Annotated in this window: 17 protein-coding genes, 1 tRNA gene and 1 pseudogene; 10 read left to right on the top strand and 9 right to left on the bottom strand. The window is 71.3% G+C overall.

Annotated elements, in window-relative coordinates; genetic code table 11:
* Positions 1–122 precede the first annotated feature (122 nt).
* Together IEZ20_RS27225 and IEZ20_RS27220 are read left to right on the top strand one after the other, a co-directional pair.
* Entirely contained in the window at positions 123–797 is a 675-nt protein-coding gene (locus tag IEZ20_RS27225; RefSeq protein WP_014674022.1) for a Crp/Fnr family transcriptional regulator, read from the top strand.
* Between the two features lie 241 nt (positions 798–1,038).
* Positions 1,039–1,878 (top strand): nucleotidyltransferase domain-containing protein, encoded by an 840-nt coding sequence (locus IEZ20_RS27220; protein ID WP_189303437.1) that lies wholly within the window; start codon positions 1,039–1,041, stop codon positions 1,876–1,878.
* On the opposite strand, the gene IEZ20_RS27215 is transcribed toward IEZ20_RS27220, so the two are convergent.
* From IEZ20_RS27215 to sp36, 4 genes are all read right to left on the bottom strand, one after another.
* Entirely contained in the window at positions 1,875–2,705 is an 831-nt protein-coding gene (locus IEZ20_RS27215; RefSeq protein ID WP_189303435.1) for an MBL fold metallo-hydrolase, read from the bottom strand. The genes IEZ20_RS27220 and IEZ20_RS27215 overlap by 4 nt on opposite strands.
* Positions 2,702–3,583, bottom strand: a complete 882-nt coding sequence (locus tag IEZ20_RS27210; protein ID WP_189303433.1) for an NUDIX hydrolase — start codon at positions 3,581–3,583, stop codon at positions 2,702–2,704. Before IEZ20_RS27210 ends, IEZ20_RS27215 begins: the two co-directional genes overlap by 4 nt.
* Positions 3,584–3,653: 70 nt before the next feature.
* The gene (locus tag IEZ20_RS27205) at positions 3,654–4,118 is read right to left on the bottom strand and encodes a RidA family protein (protein WP_189303431.1); all 465 of its coding nucleotides are present in this window, start codon (positions 4,116–4,118) and stop codon (positions 3,654–3,656) included.
* Positions 4,115–4,285: a Sp36 family protein gene (sp36, locus tag IEZ20_RS27200; protein WP_167347933.1), complete on the bottom strand. Its 171-nt coding sequence runs from the start codon at positions 4,283–4,285 to the stop codon at positions 4,115–4,117. Before sp36 ends, IEZ20_RS27205 begins: the two co-directional genes overlap by 4 nt.
* A gap of 107 nt (positions 4,286–4,392) precedes the next feature.
* On the opposite strand from sp36, the gene bagA reads away from it, so the two are divergent.
* Positions 4,393–5,370, top strand: coding sequence for an ATPase BagA (gene bagA, locus IEZ20_RS27195; RefSeq protein WP_189303429.1), 978 nt, complete (start codon positions 4,393–4,395; stop codon positions 5,368–5,370).
* Positions 5,367–6,692, top strand: coding sequence for an ATPase BagB (gene bagB, locus IEZ20_RS27190; RefSeq protein WP_189303427.1), 1,326 nt, complete (start codon positions 5,367–5,369; stop codon positions 6,690–6,692). The genes bagA and bagB overlap by 4 nt, the downstream gene beginning before the upstream one ends.
* A gap of 290 nt (positions 6,693–6,982) precedes the next feature.
* Here bagB and wblA read toward each other — a convergent pair whose 3' ends face one another.
* The gene (wblA, locus tag IEZ20_RS27185; protein ID WP_018547931.1) at positions 6,983–7,321 is read right to left on the bottom strand and encodes a transcriptional regulator WblA; all 339 of its coding nucleotides are present in this window, start codon (positions 7,319–7,321) and stop codon (positions 6,983–6,985) included.
* A gap of 504 nt (positions 7,322–7,825) precedes the next feature.
* Between wblA and IEZ20_RS27180 the strand changes: the two genes are divergently transcribed.
* Entirely contained in the window at positions 7,826–10,177 is a 2,352-nt protein-coding gene (locus IEZ20_RS27180; RefSeq protein WP_189303425.1) for a transglycosylase domain-containing protein, read from the top strand.
* 222 nt (positions 10,178–10,399) lie between these two features.
* Here IEZ20_RS27180 and IEZ20_RS27175 read toward each other — a convergent pair whose 3' ends face one another.
* Positions 10,400–10,870, bottom strand: coding sequence for a GatB/YqeY domain-containing protein (locus tag IEZ20_RS27175; RefSeq protein WP_189303423.1), 471 nt, complete (start codon positions 10,868–10,870; stop codon positions 10,400–10,402).
* A gap of 93 nt (positions 10,871–10,963) precedes the next feature.
* Here IEZ20_RS27175 and IEZ20_RS27170 point away from each other — a divergent pair, with 93 nt between their 5' ends.
* From IEZ20_RS27170 to IEZ20_RS27160, 3 genes are all read left to right on the top strand, one after another.
* A complete protein-coding gene (locus tag IEZ20_RS27170) occupies positions 10,964–11,893 on the top strand; it encodes a metallophosphoesterase (RefSeq protein WP_189303421.1) in 930 nt (309 codons plus the stop codon).
* A 257-nt stretch (positions 11,894–12,150) separates the two neighbouring features.
* Entirely contained in the window at positions 12,151–12,909 is a 759-nt protein-coding gene (locus IEZ20_RS27165; protein ID WP_189303419.1) for a Pr6Pr family membrane protein, read from the top strand.
* 66 nt (positions 12,910–12,975) lie between these two features.
* Positions 12,976–13,049 (top strand) — tRNA-Pro (locus IEZ20_RS27160).
* Positions 13,050–13,131: 82 nt separating this feature from the next.
* Here the strand turns inward: IEZ20_RS27160 and IEZ20_RS27155 are convergent.
* Positions 13,132–13,401: a hypothetical protein gene (locus IEZ20_RS27155; protein ID WP_189303417.1), complete on the bottom strand. Its 270-nt coding sequence runs from the start codon at positions 13,399–13,401 to the stop codon at positions 13,132–13,134.
* A gap of 52 nt (positions 13,402–13,453) precedes the next feature.
* Between IEZ20_RS27155 and IEZ20_RS27150 the strand changes: the two genes are divergently transcribed.
* Positions 13,454–14,311 carry a hypothetical protein gene (locus IEZ20_RS27150; RefSeq protein ID WP_189303414.1) on the top strand — a complete coding sequence of 286 codons (858 nt, stop codon included), beginning with the start codon at positions 13,454–13,456 and terminating at the stop codon, positions 14,309–14,311.
* A 164-nt stretch (positions 14,312–14,475) separates the two neighbouring features.
* Here IEZ20_RS27150 and IEZ20_RS27145 read toward each other — a convergent pair.
* Positions 14,476–14,631, bottom strand: a pseudogene (locus IEZ20_RS27145) (RHS repeat-associated core domain-containing protein); the annotation flags it as partial.
* Positions 14,632–15,127: 496 nt separating this feature from the next.
* Here IEZ20_RS27145 and IEZ20_RS27140 point away from each other — a divergent pair.
* Positions 15,128–15,991, top strand: coding sequence for an SCO2400 family protein (locus IEZ20_RS27140; protein WP_189303412.1), 864 nt, complete (start codon positions 15,128–15,130; stop codon positions 15,989–15,991).
* Between the two features lie 232 nt (positions 15,992–16,223).
* Here the strand turns inward: IEZ20_RS27140 and IEZ20_RS27135 are convergent, their stop codons facing one another.
* A complete protein-coding gene (locus IEZ20_RS27135) occupies positions 16,224–16,913 on the bottom strand; it encodes a hypothetical protein (RefSeq protein ID WP_229896281.1) in 690 nt (229 codons plus the stop codon).
* Positions 16,914–16,922: the final 9 nt, after the last annotated feature.

The raw sequence follows: 16,922 nt of genomic DNA, 5'->3' as shown, positions 1-16,922 counted from the left end.
ACACCTGTGCGGCATCCTTGTGACAGATCACACTGTTTGGACCGTCCGGCAAAATGGGGAACACGGTCCCCTGGCACACAGGGGAGCAAGATCCCCTGAGCAGGTCGACAAGGAGAGAACTCGTGGACGACGTTCTGCGGCGCAACCCGCTCTTCGCGGCTCTCGACGACGAGCAGGCCGCGGAGCTTCGCGCCTCCATGAGTGAGGTGACCCTCGCACGCGGCGACTCGCTGTTCCACGAGGGCGACCCCGGGGACCGGCTGTACGTCGTCACCGAGGGCAAGGTCAAGCTGCACCGCACCTCCCCCGACGGCCGCGAGAACATGCTCGCCGTCGTCGGCCCCGGCGAGCTGATCGGCGAGCTGTCGCTGTTCGACCCGGGCCCCCGCACGGCCACCGCGACCGCGCTGACCGAGGTCAAGCTGCTCGGTCTCGGCCACGGCGACCTCCAGCCCTGGCTGAACGCCCGTCCGGAGGTGGCCGGCGCCCTGCTGCGCGCCGTCGCCCGCCGGCTGCGCAAGACCAACGACGCCATGTCCGACCTGGTCTTCTCCGACGTCCCCGGCCGTGTGGCGCGCGCCCTGCTGGACCTCTCCCGCCGCTTCGGCGTGCAGTCCGAGGAGGGCATCCACGTCGTCCACGACCTCACCCAGGAGGAGCTGGCCCAGCTGGTCGGCGCCTCCCGCGAGACCGTGAACAAGGCGCTGGCGGACTTCGCCCAGCGCGGCTGGCTCCGCCTGGAGGCGCGGGCCGTGATCCTGCTGGACGTGGAGCGGCTCGCCAAGCGCTCCCGCTGACCCCGGCCCCGACCGCACGCCCCGGGACCCGCTTCCCGGACGCCGGTCCCTGCGGTACGCCCCGGGGGCCCGCTTCCCGGACGCCGGCTTCCGCTGTCGTGACCGCGGCCGGCCCGCACCGCACCGGACCGGCATCAGCGCCGACGCCTCGCCGTGGCCGGCGTCGGCGGCGGGCGGCGGCGATGTCCCGGTGCCGGAAAACCGCCTGACCCCAGGCCTGGGCGGAGGGCACAGTGACCCCATGCCCGGCACCGGCCCCCTGCCCGACCCCACGCCCCGCACAGGCCTCGACGCCCAGGGGTACTTCGTCCGCGAAGGCTCCCTCGCGCGCGTGCAGCCCGCCTTCCACGCGGTCGTGACCGCCGCCCGCGACCGGCTGCCGGCCGCCCTCGGCACGCGTCTGCACAGCGCCTACCTCTACGGGTCGATCCCGCGCGGCACCGCGCGCGTGGGCCGCAGCGACCTGGATCTGCTGGTCGCCCTGCGCGAGGAGCCGGGCGACGCCGACCGGGCCGCCGTACGCGCCCTCGGCGAGGCGCTCGACGAGGAGTTCCCACAGATCGACGGCGTCGGCACGTTGCTGTACAGCCGGGCGCGGCTGCTGAGCGATCTGGAGCGGTACGACCTGGCCTGGTTCGTCGCCTGCCTGTGCACCCCGCTGCTCGGCGACGACCTCGCCGAGCACCTGCCCCGCTACCGACCCGACTCCTTGCTGGCCCGCGAGACCAACGGCGACCTCGGGCGGTGGCTGCCGCGCTGGCGGGAGCGGATCGACACCGCCGCGGACACCGAGGAGGCCCGCCGGCCCCTCGTGCGGTTCATGTCCCGGCACCTCGTACGCACCGGCTTCACGCTCGTCATGCCCCGCTGGCAGGGCTGGACCAGCGACCTGCGGGAGATGGCCGGGGCGTTCGCCGGCTACTACCCCCAGCGCGCCGCACAGCTGCGTACGGCGGCGGAGTACGGCTACGAGCCCGTCGGCGACCCGGACGTGCTGCGGTCCTACGTGGACGACCTCGGGCCCTGGCTCGCCGACGAGTACGCGCGCGTGCACGGCACCAAGGCACCCCGCCCGGACTAGATCAGCCCGTGCTCGCTGAGGTAGTCCAGCTGGGCGCGGACCGACAGCTCCGCCGCCGGCCACAGCGAGCGGTCCACGTCGGCGTACACGTGGGCGACGACCTCGGCCGGGGTGCGGTGGCCGTTCTCGACCGCGGTCTCCACCTGGGCGAGCCGGTTCGCACGGTGGGCGAGGTAGAACTCGACGGCGCCCTGGGCGTCCTCCAGGACGGGACCGTGGCCCGGCAGGACGGTGTGCACGCCGTCGTCCACCGTGAGGGACCTCAGCCGCCGCAGGGAGTCCAGGTAGTCACCGAGCCGGCCGTCGGGGTGCGCCACGACCGTCGTACCGCGCCCGAGGACGGTGTCCCCGGTCAGCACGGCCCGGTCGGCCGGGAGATGGAAGGACAGCGAGTCCGCGGTGTGCCCGGGTGTCGGTACGACCCTCAGCTCCAGGCCGCCGACGGTGATCACGTCCCCGGCGGACAGGCCCTCGTCGCCGAGCCTCAGTGCCGGGTCGAGGGCACGCACGCGCGTGGCGGTCAGCTCGGCGAAGCGGGAGGCGCCCTCGGCGTGGTCGGGGTGGCCGTGGGTGAGCAGGGTCAGGGCTATGCGCTTGCCGGCCTTCCCGGCCGTGTCCACGACGTTGCGCAGATGGCCGTCGTCCAGCGGACCCGGGTCGATCACCACGGCCAGGTCGGAGTCGGGCTCGGCGACGATCCAGGTGTTGGTGCCGTCCAGGGTCATCACGGAGGCGTTGGGCGCCAGCACGTTGACGGCCCGTTCGGTGGCCGGGCCCGAGAGCGCTCCGCCCCGGGGCTGGCCCGGCAGGACGCTTGCGTCGGTCATGCGGGGCCTCCACCGGTCGTCTGAGCGGTCGGGACGTGCTTGGTGAACTCGTCGTGCCCGGGCCAGGACAGGACGATCTCGCCGTCCCTGAGCCGGGCCCGGGCCAGCACCGGGGTCATGTCGCGTGCGGGTGCGGCGGCCAGCGCCTCGGCCGCGGTGCCGTACGGGAGCAGCTGGCGCAGGGTGGCGACGGTGGGCGGCATCATCAGCAGCTCGCCCCTGTCGTACCCGGCGGTGGCGTCCTCGGGGCGGATCCACACCGTGCGGTCGGCCTCCGTGGAGGCGTTCCGGGTGCGCTGGCCCTCGGGGAGGGCGGCCACGAAGAACCAGGTGTCGTAGCGGCGGGCCTCGAACTCGGGGGTGATCCAGCGGGTCCAGGCGCCCAGCAGGTCCGAGCGCAGCACCAGGCCGCGCCGGTCCAGGAACTCGGCGAAGGACAGCTCGCGGGCGACCAGGGCGGCGCGGTCGGCCTCCCAGTCGTCGCCGGTGGTGTCACCGACGACCGACTCCGGGTCGGGCCCGGCGAGCAGGACGCCGGCCTCCTCGTACGTCTCCCGCACGGCCGCGCAGACGATCGCCTGGGCGCCCGCCGCGTCGACGCCGAGCCGCTCGGCCCACCACGCGCGCGTGGGGCCCGCCCAGCGGATCTGACGGTCGTCGTCCCGCGGGTCGACACCGCCCCCGGGATACGCGTACGCGCCTCCGGCGAAGGCCATGGAGGCGCGTCTGCGCAGCATGTGGACGACCGGCCCGTCCGGCGTGTCCTTCAGGAGCAGCACCGTCGCCGCGCGCTTGGGGGACACCGGGGTCAGAGTGCCGTCCGCGAGCGCGCGGATGCGGTCGGGCCACTCCGGGGGGTACCACTGACCGTTCGCCATGGCCGGAGGCTATCCCGTGTAGGGCGAATGTTCGAGAGGTACCCGGGGCCCGTGGGGCCGCTCGCGAGGGCTACTGGGCCAGCTCGACCTGGATCTCGACCTCGACCGGGGCGTCCAGCGGCAGCACCGCGACGCCGACCGCGCTGCGGGCGTGCACGCCCTTGTCTCCGAGGACCTCGCCGAGCAGTTCGCTGGCGCCGTTGAGGACACCCGGCTGCCCGGTGAAGTCGGCGGCCGAGGCGACGAAGCCGACGACCTTGACCACGCGCGCGATGCGGTCCAGGTCCCCGACGACGGACTTCACGGCGGCGAGCGCGTTCAGCGCGCAGGTGCGGGCCAGGTCCTTGGCCTCCTCCGGCGTGACCTCGGCGCCCACCTTGCCGGTGACCGGCAGCTTGCCCTCCACCATCGGCAGCTGGCCGGCGGTGTAGACGTACGCCCCGGACCGCACGGCCGGCTGGTAGGCGGCCAGCGGCGGTACGACGTCCGGCAGGGTCAGTCCCAGCTCGGCCAGCTTGGCCTCGACCGCGCTCACGCGTCCGTCTCCGGCTTCTCCCGCTTCAGGTAGGCCACGAGCGACTCCGGGTTGGGCCCGGGCACGACCTGCACCAGCTCATAGCCCTGGTCGCCCCAGCTGTCCAGGATCTGCTTGGTGGCATGGATGAGCAGCGGCACGGTCTGGTATTCCCACTTCTTGGTCATGGGGGCGACTGTAGCCGCTGTGACCCGTGGGTCCGGCCGGCCACCACGGCCCCCGTTATCCACAGCCTCCCGCGTGAGTGTCGGCCGGACTGGTTAGTCTCGAATACGTGAGCAGGCTCCAGGTCGTCAGCGGCAAGGGCGGGACCGGAAAGACGACGGTCGCCGCCGCACTCGCGCTGGCCCTCGCGACCGAGGGGAAGCGGACGCTTCTCGTGGAGGTCGAGGGTCGGCAGGGCATCGCCCAGCTCTTCGAGACGGAGGCACTTCCCTACGAGGAGCGGAAGATCGCGGTCGCCCCGGGCGGCGGCGAGGTGTTCGCCCTCGCCATCGATCCCGAACTGGCCCTTCTGGACTACCTCCAGATGTTCTACAAGCTCGGCGGCGCCGGCCGGGCCCTGAAGAAGCTCGGCGCGATCGACTTCGCCACCACCATCGCGCCCGGGCTCAGGGACGTCCTGCTGACCGGCAAGGCGTGCGAGGCCGTGCGCCGCAAGGACAGGTCGGGGAGGTTCGTGTACGACTACGTCGTCATGGACGCCCCGCCGACCGGCCGCATCACCCGCTTCCTGAACGTCAACGACGAGGTGGCGGGCCTCGCGAAGATCGGCCCGATACACAACCAGGCGCAGGCGGTGATGCGCGTCCTGAAGTCGCCGGAGACGGCGGTGCACCTGGTGGCGCTGCTGGAGGAGATGCCGGTCCAGGAGACCGCCGACGGCATCGCCGAACTCCGCGCGGCACGGCTGCCGGTCGGCCGGGTCATCGTGAACATGGTCCGGCCGGAGGTGTTGGACGCGGCCGACCTGGAACTCGTACGGACCGTGGAGCGTTCATCAGTGGCAGAGGCGCTCTCGACGGCCGGTCTGGGCGGGGCCCGGCGCGGCGGGAACGCCGAGCGGCTGGTGGACCCGCTGCTGGAACAGGCCGCGGAGTACGCCGAGCGGTACGCGCTGGAGCAGGAGCAGCGCGCGGTCCTCGGCGAGCTGGACCTGCCGCTGCACGAACTGCCGTTGCTCGCCGAGGGCGTGGATCTCGCGGGCCTGTACGAACTCGCCACCGAGCTGCGGAAGCAGGGGTTGTCATGAGTGCGGAGGAGACCAAGGCCCAGGACGCCGCCCGCCCTCGTCTCGCCCCCGCGCGCGTGCTCGACATCGACCCGCTGCTGGACGACCCGACGACGCGGATCGTCGTGTGCTGCGGCGCGGGCGGGGTCGGCAAGACGACGACGGCGGCGGCCCTGGGCCTCCGGGCGGCCGAGCGGGGCCGCAAGGTGGTCGTCCTGACCATCGACCCGGCCAGGCGGTTGGCCCAGTCGATGGGCATCGACTCCCTCGACAACGTGCCGCGCAGGGTGAAGGGCACCGAGGGCGACGGCGAGCTGCACGCCATGATGCTCGACATGAAGCGCACCTTCGACGAGGTCGTGGAGGCGCACGCGGACCCCCAGCGGGCCGCCGCGATCCTGGCGAACCCCTTCTACCAGTCGCTCTCGGCGGGCTTCGCGGGCACGCAGGAGTACATGGCGATGGAGAAGCTGGGCCAGCTGCGGGCGAAGGACGAGTGGGACCTGATCGTGGTCGACACCCCGCCGTCCCGTTCGGCGCTGGACTTCCTGGACGCACCCAAGCGGCTCGGCTCCTTCCTGGACGGCCGCCTCATCCGCCTGCTGACCGCCCCGGCGAAGCTCGGCGGGCGCGCCGGGATGGCGTTCCTCAACGTCGGCATGTCGATGATGACCGGCACGCTGGGCAAGCTGCTGGGCGGTCAGCTGCTGAAGGACGTACAGACCTTCGTGGCCGCGATGGACACCACCTTCGGTGGTTTCCGTACGCGCGCGGACGCCACCTACAAGCTGCTCCAGGCGCCCGGTACGGCGTTCCTGGTGGTGGCGGCGCCGGAGCGGGACGCGCTGCGCGAGGCCGCGTACTTCGTGGAGCGGCTGGCCGCGGAGAAGATGCCGCTGATGGGCCTGGTCCTCAACCGGGTGCACGGCAGCGGTGCCGGCCGGCTGTCGGCCGAGCGGGCGCTCGCCGCCGCGGAAAATCTTGAGGACCCCCGCATTGTGGATCAGGCGGACGGGAAAGCTGGACTTCGTAACTCTCCCGACACGTACGGCAGTTCACAACCTCCCGCACCCGAGAGCGCAGTCACCGCTTCCGAGGAAGGCTCCCCCGCCGACACGGAAAGCTCCGTCGACCGGCTCACCGCGGGCCTGCTGAGACTGCACGCCGACCGCATGCAGCTGCTCTCCCGTGAGCAGCGCACGCGTGACCGTTTCACCGCCCGCCACCCCGAGGTGGCGGTGGTCGAGGTGCCCGCACTGCCCGGCGACGTCCACGACCTCGTGGGTCTCCGCGACATCGGGCACCGCCTGGCGGCCGGGCGACCGGACCCCACGGAGGCGTGAGGCCGCGCGGGCACGGTGCGGCCGCGCGCTCGGTACGCACCACATGCTCGGTGGCGCGGCACCCGGCACACGCGTGGAGTACTTCCACGCTGCTGTCACGTGACGTGACGTGATACGTGGCATGGCATGGTGCGCATGGTCGCGCGGCGCGGGTGGCGCACGGCGGCGTCACAGGCGTGCGCACGTGCAGGGTTCAAGGACCGCAGGGCCGTAAGGGCCGCGTGTTCCCCAGGACCATGTGCCCGCGATGTGCCCGGGGACCGTGCCCCAGGTGCATGCGGTGCATGCCCTCAGCTGACCGCCGCGTAGTTCTCGTACACCTCGTCGTTGTCGAGGGGCACGATCCCGGCGCCCCGCTCGTACTCCGAGCGGGCGGTTTCCAGCAGTCTGCGCCACGAGGTCACGGTGGGTCGCCGGCGCAGCAGCGCGCGGCGCTCCCGCTCCGTCATGCCTCCCCACACGCCGAACTCGACGCGGTTGTCCAGCGCGTCCGCCAGGCACTCGGTGCGTACCGGGCATCCGGTGCACACCGCTTTTGCCCTGTTCTGCGCTGCTCCCTGAACGAACAGTTCATCCGGATCGGTAGTGCGGCAGGCAGCCTGCGCACTCCAGTCGGTTACCCAGCCCATACCGGCGCCGTCCTCTCCCGAATCCAGGCTCCCCCACGGCGGCAGCGGCATATTCACCGCCGCCAGTTGAGGACGTTACGGAAGGTGGGGACAGCGCAACACCCCCTGCGGGCCCAATCTTGAATGGCCCGAACGGACTATGGGTAAGCGGCAGATCACCCGCGGGAGTGAGCTGGCGACATACGCGATCTACCCGGCAAACCGGGACAGTCGTGGCACGTCACACCGGACACCAGGTGACACACGCGGCGGAACCGGACTCGCCCCTCTCAGGAGACGAACCCCGTTCCCTGGGCGTGCCCTGGGAGTTTCGGACTACGTCCGGAACGATTCGGGGCCGCCGGACGTATGGATACATGACCGCGCTGCTGTGACAGTCGAGAGCAGCTTAGGCCAAGGCCTGCGCGCGTGTCCGGCGAATGGGAAGGGAGAGCCCGCCACTTTGCCGTGCCGTGATGCGGTCGCTCCTTCGGAACGCTCAACAGTACGGATTAGGCTGCCCCCATGCCAAAGAAGCGCTCGAGCGGCGGTCTGTCGCCCATGCAGCAGGCCGCCAAGTTCCTCGGCGTCAGTGTGCTCGCCGGAGCCGTGATGGCCGGTATCGCGCTGCCCGCTGCCGGTGCGCTGGGCCTCGCGGCCAAGGGCTCGGTCAAGGGCTTCGACGAGATCCCGGCCAACCTCAAGAGTCCCCAGCTGAGCCAGCGCACCACGATCCTGGACAGCCAGGGCGGCCAGATCGCGACCGTCTACTCCCGCGACCGTACGGTGGTCGACCTCAAGGACATCTCGCCGTACATGCAGAAGGCGATCGTCGCGATCGAGGACTCGCGCTTCTACAAGCACGGTGCCGTCGACCTCAAGGGCGTGCTGCGCGCCGTGAACAAGAACGCGCAGGAAGGCGGGGTCGCCCAGGGCGCCTCCACGCTCACCCAGCAGCTGGTGAAGAACTACTTCATCGAGGAGGCCGGCGACGACCCGACCAAGGTGGCCGAGGCCACGCAGCAGACCCTGGGCCGCAAGGTCCGCGAGCTGAAGTACGCGATCCAGATCGAGGACAAGCTCGGCAAGAAGAAGATCCTCGAGAACTACCTGAACATCACCTTCTTCGGCGAGCAGGCCTACGGTGTCGAGGCCGCCTCCCAGCGGTACTTCTCCAAGCACGCCAAGGACCTGAACCTGCAGGAGTCGGCGCTGCTGGCCGGCATCGTCCAGTCCCCGAGCCGGTACGACCCGGTGAACGACGAGGCGGAGGCCACCAAGCGGCGCAACATCGTCCTGCAGCGCATGGCCGAGCTGGGCGACATCTCCCAGAAGGAGGCCGACCAGGCCAAGGAGAAGCCGCTCGGGCTGCACACCAGCCGTCCCAAGAACGGCTGCATCACCGCGGCGAAGAGCGCCGGCTTCTTCTGCGACTACGTCCGCCAGATCGTCCTCACCGACCCGGTCTTCGGCAAGACCAAGGAGCAGCGGGCCAAGCTCTGGAACCGGGGCGGCCTGACGATCCGCACCACGCTCGACCCGCAGGCCCAGAAGTCGGCGCAGGCCTCCATCAAGGACCACGTCTACAAGAGCGACGCGGTGGCCACCGCCGCGACCGTCGTCGAGCCCGGCACCGGCAAGATCCTCGCCATGGGCCAGTCCCGGCCGTACGGCGTCAACGTCAAGAACGACGAGACGACGATCAACCTGTCCGTGAACTCGGACATGGGCGGCGGCGCCGGTTACCAGCCCGGTTCCACGTTCAAGCCGATCGTCGCCGCGGCGGCCGTCGAGGGCGGCAAGCCCCCGACGCAGGAGTACTCGTCGCCGTACGAGATGCCCTACCCGAGCCCGGTGTCCGCGTGCGACGGCAAGGTGTGGCGCAACGACCCGTACCGGCCGGCCAAGCTGAAGAACGAGAACGAGTCCGAGCGCGGCCCGTACGGCATGGCGGAGGCGACCGCGAAGTCGGTCAACACTTACTACGTGCAGCTGATCAGCGACATCGGCATCTGCCCGGTCATCGACATGGCCAAGAAGATGGGCGTGCAGCGCGCCGACGGCCGCAAGATCGACCAGGCACCCTCCATCGCCCTCGGCACCCAGGAGATGTCCCCGCTGACCATGGCGAACGCGTACGCCACCTTCGCCGCGCGCGGGATGTACTGCACCCCGGTCGCCATCGAGTCGGTCACCCAGAAGGTCGGCAGCGAGCAGAAGTCCCTCCAGGTGCCGAAGTCGACCTGCTCGCGGGCGATGTCGGAGAACACCGCGGACACGGTCAGCACGCTCCTCAAGGGCGTGGTCGAGGACGGCACGGGCCAGGAGGCCGGCCTCGGCAGCCGCCCGAGCGCGGGCAAGACGGGTACGACGGACGAGCGCTTCGCGGCCTGGTTCGTCGGCTACACCCCGAACATGGCGGGCGCGGTCTGGGTCGGCGACCCGCAGCACAAGCGGAAGATGACCAACATCACGATCGGCGGCATCCCGCACGCCAAGGTCTACGGCGGTGAGGTCCCGGGCCCGATCTGGCGCGACATGATGAGCGGCGCGCTGGAGGGCAAGCCCGTGGAGGACTTCCATCTGGTGGACATCCCGGACGACACCCACGAGGGGGATGATCAGGGAAAAGGTCGCCGGGGGGACGACGGGAACAACGGGGACACGACGGGACAGCTGATCGGCGGACTGATCGGCGGCCCGACGGACGGGGGAGCGACCGGCGGGGCAACCACGGGTGACGCGACCTCCGGCACGACCACCGGCACGATCGGCGGCACGTTCCCGACCCCGACGTTCTCCATCCCCGGAAACTTCATCGAGGGCCAGACGAACGGCGGCAACAACGGGAACGGCAACGGCGGCCGCCGGGGCTGACCCGTTGGCCGTACGGCTCCGCTCCTACGACGGCGGGGCCCCACCCGGAGTTCGGGTGGGGCCCCGCCGTCGTGGAGGGCGATGCGGTTCCGCCGTCGTAGGACATACAGGTCCGCCGTCGTGGAGGAAGACGCGGCCCCGCCGCCGTAGAAGAGGCGGCCCCGCCGTCGCGCCGTCGTAGCGGAAGGCGCGGGTCCGCCGTCGTAGCGGGAAGGTGTCCGCTCAGCCGCCCTGGAGCAGCTTCTTCACCGCGGCGGCGACCCGGCCGCCCTCGGCCTGGCCGGCCACCTTCGGGTTCACGATCTTCATGACGGCACCCATGGCCCGCGGGCCCTCGGCGCCGGAAGCCTTCGCCTCCTCCACGGCCTGGGCGACGATCGCGTTCAGCTCGTCGTCGGACAGCTGCTTGGGCAGGTACTCGGCGAGCACCTCGCCCTCCGCCTTCTCCCGCTCGGCCTGCTCGGCACGGCCACCCTGCGCGAAGGCGTCCGCGGCCTCCCGGCGCTTCTTCGCCTCGCGGGTGATCACCTTGAGCACCTCGTCGTCCGACAGCTCCCGCTTCTCCTTGCCGGCGACCTCCTCCTTGGTGATCGCGGCGAGCGTCAGCCGGAGCGTGGAGGAGCGCAGCTCGTCGCGCTCCTTGATCGCGGCGTTGAGGTCGTCGTGCAGCTTCGACTTGAGCGTGGTGGTCATGGCCCGATTGTCGCAGGTGTACGCCCGGCGACGCCCGCCCATTTAACCGGCGGCCGGTCTCACGCCGGTCAACCGGTCTGACACGATGGAGACATGCGCGCGCGATACGGAATTCCCCTGGGAATCGTGGCGGCCGGCACCGCCGGCCTGGTGTATGCGGCGGGCTTCGAGGCCCGCTCCTTCCGCCTCCGACGGGTCACCGTCCCGGTCCTGCCCCCGGGCATGCGCCCACTGCGCGTGCTGCAGGTCTCCGACATCCACATGGTGAGCGGGCAGCGCAAGAAGCAGCGCTGGCTGCAGTCGCTGGCCGGGCTGCGCCCCGACTTCGTGATCAACACGGGCGACAACCTGTCGGACCCCGAGGGCGTCCCGGAGGTGCTGGACGCGCTGGGCCCGCTGATGGAGTTCCCGGGCGCGTACGTCTTCGGTTCGAACGACTACTACGGCCCCCGGCCCCGCAACCCCGCCCGCTACCTGCTGGAGAAGGTCCAGGGCCGCCACGGTCTGAACGGCAACCCGCCGGTCGTCGGCGCGATCCACAACCCGTGGGAGGACCTCCGGGACGGCTTCGACACGGCGGGCTGGCTGAACCTCACGAACACGCGGGGCGTGCTGAAGGTCGAGGGCGTCTCCATCGAGCTGACCGGCCTGGACGACCCGCACATCAAGCTCGACCGCTACGCCCAGGTGGCCGGCGGTCCGTCCGGGACGTACGACTTCTCGCTCGGCGTGGTCCACGCGCCGTACCTGCGGGTCCTCGACGCGTTCACGGCGGACGCCTACCCCCTGATCCTGGCCGGCCACACCCACGGCGGCCAGGTGTGCATCCCCTTCTACGGCGCCCTGGTCACCAACTGCGACCTGGACACCGACCGCGTGAAGGGCCTCTCCACGCACACGGCGGAGGGCCGCACCTCCTACCTCCACGTCTCGGCGGGCTGCGGCACCAGCCGCTACACCCCGGTCCGCTTCGCGTGCCCGCCGGAGGCGACGTTGCTGACGCTGGTGAGCAAGGAACGATGAGGGTGCGCGGGGGACTCTGAGGGGTGCCGTGAAGGGGGTGACCCCGTGGAGCGCCGCGAGGGTGACCCCGCGGGTGCCGCGAGGGGGGAATGGCCCTGAGGGGTGCCCGTGCCCTTGACGGGGCACCGCGACGGGGACCCTGAAGGGGGGAACCTGAGGGAAGGGACCCTGAGGAGGCTGCGAGGGTCCCGTAGCCCGTAACCCACCTGGACGAGTCCGCGTGGCCGCGCCCCCTCCCCCGCTCCTAGCGTGAGGGCATGACCGCCCCGATACCCAGGGACATCCCGGACCTGCCCGCGGTCCCGGGCCCGCCCCTGCTGTTGCCCGCTCCGGTCCCGGCCACGGCGGTGGTGGCCCCGGTCCACCGCCCCGTGGCCGCGGTGTTCCGCCTCATGACCGCCGTGGCGGCGGCCGGCGGCGTCGCCCTGGAACTCCTCCTCGGCACCCCGGCCCGCACCCTGAGCTACTTCAGCGTCCAGACCGGCATCCTGCTGGCCCTGGTCATGTTCCTGTCGGCAAGCCGGGCCTGGCGGGCCCGCCGCCCGCTCCCGTCGGCGGTGACAGGCGCCGCACTCCTCTACGCCCTCACCTCGGCCCTGGTCTACCACCTGCTCCTGGGCCACACGACGCCCCCGTTCTCGATGACCGGCGCGACGACACCCCCCGAGCGCTGGCACGCCCAGTGGGCCGCCCTCCAGATCCTCCACACCCTGGTCCCCGCAGCGGTCCTGCTGGACTGGCTCCTGCTCACCCCCGCAACCCGCCTCCACCTCCGCCAGACGGCAGCCTGGCTCCTCTACCCCCTGGCCTACCTGGCCTTCTCCCTCACCCGGGCCGCCTTCCTCCCGCCCACCAGCCCGTCCCGCTACCTCTATCCCTTCCTGGACGCGACCGCCCACGGCTACCGCAGCACCCTGGCCAACGCGCTCCTCCTGGGCCTCGCGATCTACGCCCTGGCCGTCCTCCTGGTAGCCCTGGACCACGCCCGCCCGACCCCGGTCCGCCACCGCTCCTGAACCGGATTTCGTCTACAGCCCCCGGTGGGCTAAAGTAAACGTCGTCGCCGCGGGAAGCAGCGACACCGGGGTGTAGCGCAGCTTGGCAGCGCGCTTCGTTCGGGACGAAGAGGTCGTGGGTTCAAATCCCGCCACCCCGACGCCGTAGTACCAGGTCAGGGGCCTGATCCACCTAGTGGATCAGGCCCCTGAGTGGTTCCCGGGTCCGTCTTGGGGGCCGCGCTACGCGAACGGCTCCGTCCCACCAGTCGGCATCTCGACGCGCGACAGGCGCGTCCGCCCGGAGCCTGCCGCAGCAACCGGTCCGGTGCCGGTGCGGATGTCCAGCAGGCGACGCCCGCCGTCGGACCGGTTCGGAGCGGCCTGGTCCAGGGTCTCGGTGACGTCTTCCGGGATGCCGGGGCGGAACTGACGGTAGTAGCCGGCGGTTTCGGTGAGCAGGCTCATGCCATCTCGCCCCGTGAGGTACTGGGTGTAGCCGAACGCAGCCACGGGTTCCTGCTGTTGGACTACCTCGCGCTGCCCCGCTGCTACGGTCGCGTGTATGACGCTCTCGGTCTCCCCGAGTCAGGTTGTTGACCTGCGCGTACAGCCGGTTGACGAGATTCTGGACCGCGTAGCGCGGTCTCTGCAGGTGCGTTTCCTGGCGGACACGGTGGTGCGCAAGCGTCGGTCCGTGGGTGCGCGGACCGACCGCGAGACCTGGGTCCGCATCGAGCGACGCCCGCTCGGCAAGATCACCGATCAGGGATGGAACGGCGCGGAGTGCGCTGCCCGCTTGGATGGCATCGCCCAGCCGGCATGGCAGGGATGCGTGGTCTGGCGGGACGCTGACGAACCCGCGATGTGGCGGGCCGACGAAACCGACCTCCTGCCCGCCACTCCGGTCGGAAACGCCATTCTCAGTGAACCACCGGAACTCTCGGACGAGTGGTGGGACGGGTTGAACTCCACTCTGGACGCGCTGGCAGCGCACCAGACGTGGCGGGTCGCCACACCCGACACCGAGACCATCACCCAGACGTCGGTCACCGAGACCATTCGGGCTGTCTTTCCCGGCGATTTCGATACGGCCGTCCAGCGTTGGGTGCCCGCCCACGCCGACCTGAACTGGGCCAACGTCACGGCGCCGGTGTTCAGTCTCTTCGACTGGGAGGACTGGGGGAACGCCCCGCAGGGACTGGACTCCGCATCACTGTGGGGGAGCTCGCTTGCCGTCGCGTCTCTCGCCGATCGTGTACGGCAGGAGCGTCGGCGGGACTTCGAGAGCCGGGACGGCAAGCTGATGACGCTGTTCGTCTGCTCGAAGATCCTCGGGCCTCACGCACACCCTGAGGATCCTCGGTTGGAGCCCGCACGGCGCATGGCCGAGCAGGTCATCGGGGAGCTTCCGTCGGACTGATCACGCGAGCGGTCGCGGAGGAGCTTCCGGTACTCCTGGACACTCCGCTCCTCCACTGGGCTGCCAGGGCTCCGACGAGTTCCCTCGGGTGGGCCGGTTCGTCCGTGCCCACGACGATGGAGCCGACTCGCGGGAGTTGGTAGGCGGCTCCCTGCGGGCCCCTTCACCGATGCTATGCCGCAGGGCGTCAACCCGAGAGGATCCGCGGTCGACAGGGGCGATTCCACGTAGGCGTGGTGGTTGGGTGCGGGTGCGGGTTCGAGACCGAGAGGGTCGGGGCTGAGGTATCGGGCTGTCTCGGGGTCGTAGTACCGGAAGTAGGGGATCAGATCTCCGTGTCCGCCTTGGGCGGTTCCCGAGATATGACGACGTCCAGGTCAGCGGATGAGGGGCGTACCAGTACGGGTTCGCACCGGCTTCCAGACCAAGCGGGTCCGGAGAGAGGTATCCCCGCGGTCTCGGGACCGTAGTGCGGGTGGGCGTTCTGGTTGAGGCCGGATTCCGCATCGGTGTCCTGGCCCGGGAGACGCAAGAAGTAGTCGACGGACTCGGCGTCGTCCGAAGGTGCCGGACAGGGCGAAGGCCACCGGCATCGTGGGCGGCGACACCCGTGGGGAGAAGCGCCCCGGATCTGCGCAGGAGCGCCACACAGCCTGCACACAGCCTTTCAAAGGGGTCGTTAGCGTTGCTGGCCGCTCGACTCCTTGTGCGAGCGTGACCAGGCCGTGGCTCCGGCGGGCCGTCGGCGCAGTCGACCCAGGAAGACCGCAGATGGACTATTGCTCCACGTGTCATCGGCATCTCAATGGCGCCCTGGTGTGCCCCGGATGCGGTGCGTACGCCCCGGACATCGCGCCGCCGGCCCTCACCGATCACTTCGGTCCCGACCGGTCCGCCGGGTCGTCGGCCACGGGTACGCCCGCCGCCGCACCGTCCGCGGCCTTCGGCGGCGACGGACTCTCCGCGGAAGGGGAGGAACGGCCGGAGCGGGAGGCGGAGTCCGTGGCCGGGCCGGTCGCCGTCGCCGCGGGCGCACCGCTCGCGCGGCCGGGCAGGGCGGCGCGCCGTCGCCAGCTCGCCCGCCTGAAGAAGCACCAGCGGCGGGCCATGGTCGCCACCGCCTTCGCACTCGTCGGCGGCGGTCTGTCGCTCGCCACCCTGGACCGGCACACCTCCACGCAGGCGCAGGCGGCAACCGCACCGGACGACCGGAGCATGGTCGCCGGGAGGGAGCGGGCGGAGGGGGAGCCCGATCAGCCGGTCTCGCGGGCCACCGAGCATCACGCGCCCCGCTCCGCGTCCGAGGCCCACGCGTCCGAGGCCCACGCATCCGGCGTCTCCGCCCCTCGGCGGCACCGGATCGTCCCGGCCGCGCCCAGCGCCGTGTCCGCGGTGACCCGGCCGGTCGCCGTTCCCTCTTCCCGCACCGTCGCCGCCCCGTCCCCACAGCGGCAGACCGGAGCAGCCACGTCGTCCCCGCAGGAGCCGGCCCGAGCGGCCACGTCCTCCGGCGGCGCGGCGGGTACCGACGGCTCGGCCCCCGGCCGCACCGACACGGCGACCCGGCCGGATCCTGCCCCGACGACCGGTGGCACGGACCCGGCCACCTCCGGTACGGCGCCCGCCCCGGCGGCGACGTCACCCACCGAGCTGTGCCTGCTCGGCCTCTGCCTCGGCTGACCTGCGGGCACAACTCCTCGGCGCCTGGAGATGCACCATGGCCGCCGGAGTGTCATGTCAGAAGGCCGTCTCCGGTGTCGTGAAACGTGGCAGAGAGTCAGGGGCCTGATCCAGTGGGTGGATCAGGCCCCTGACGGGTTTCCGGGGACCGGTACCGCGTGGTGCCCGGGGTGAGTGTCCGGTCGTGCGTCGGTCGGCTGGGGGCCGGCCGGCGCGGGGTTTCGTCGTCCCGTCAGCCGAGGATCGAGGACGAGTCGCAGCCGAGACTGGCGCGGCTGGCGACGGTGAAGGAGATGCTTCCGGTGTTCTCCCAGACGTTGTTGATGTCGGCGAACAGCCACCTCGTCGTCAGGCTGTGGTCGGCTGAGGAGAGGGTGGCGGTCCGGCCCTCCGTGCCGGGCCTGATCCGGAACCTCACCGCGGTGTCGCCCAGCTTGTGCGGCGGTGTCTCCTGGACGCTCAGGGTCGTCCCGGAGAGGCTGCCCGGCCCGGTCACCGACTCCACCTGGGCGACCGCCATGATCGAGGCCAGATTGACCCGGTGGATGTGGTACTGCGCTCCCACGGGATTGCGCGTGGTCTCCGGTCGCCACCTGAACGTGAACGTCGACCCCGGCGCGATGCGTCCGCCGAACGGGTTCGGCGACGAGGACTCGTGGATCACGCCCTCACCCAACCGGGCGCCGAACACGTTCCGCCAGTAGAAGCGAGGGTTGAGCCGCGCGTTCCCCGGCTGGATGCACTCCGGCTCACGGACTGCCGTGGCCTGCGCCGCCGAGGCGGGCTGTGCCTGCGGCGCCGCGGCGGGGGCGGCGTTCGCGGGGAAGGACGACGCCAGCAGCATCGCTGCGACCAGCGCTCCCAGGCCCCACGCTCCCCTCGGGGTGGTCCGGCGCCCTCGGCGGTTTTCTGTTCCGTGCACTCTTCCGCC

The sequence above is a fragment of the Streptomyces cinerochromogenes genome, assembly GCF_014648635.1.
Classification (GTDB): domain Bacteria; phylum Actinomycetota; class Actinomycetes; order Streptomycetales; family Streptomycetaceae; genus Streptomyces; species Streptomyces cinerochromogenes.
Note: the sequence above shows the minus strand (reverse complement) of the source record. Positions and strands in the feature narration are given on the sequence as shown.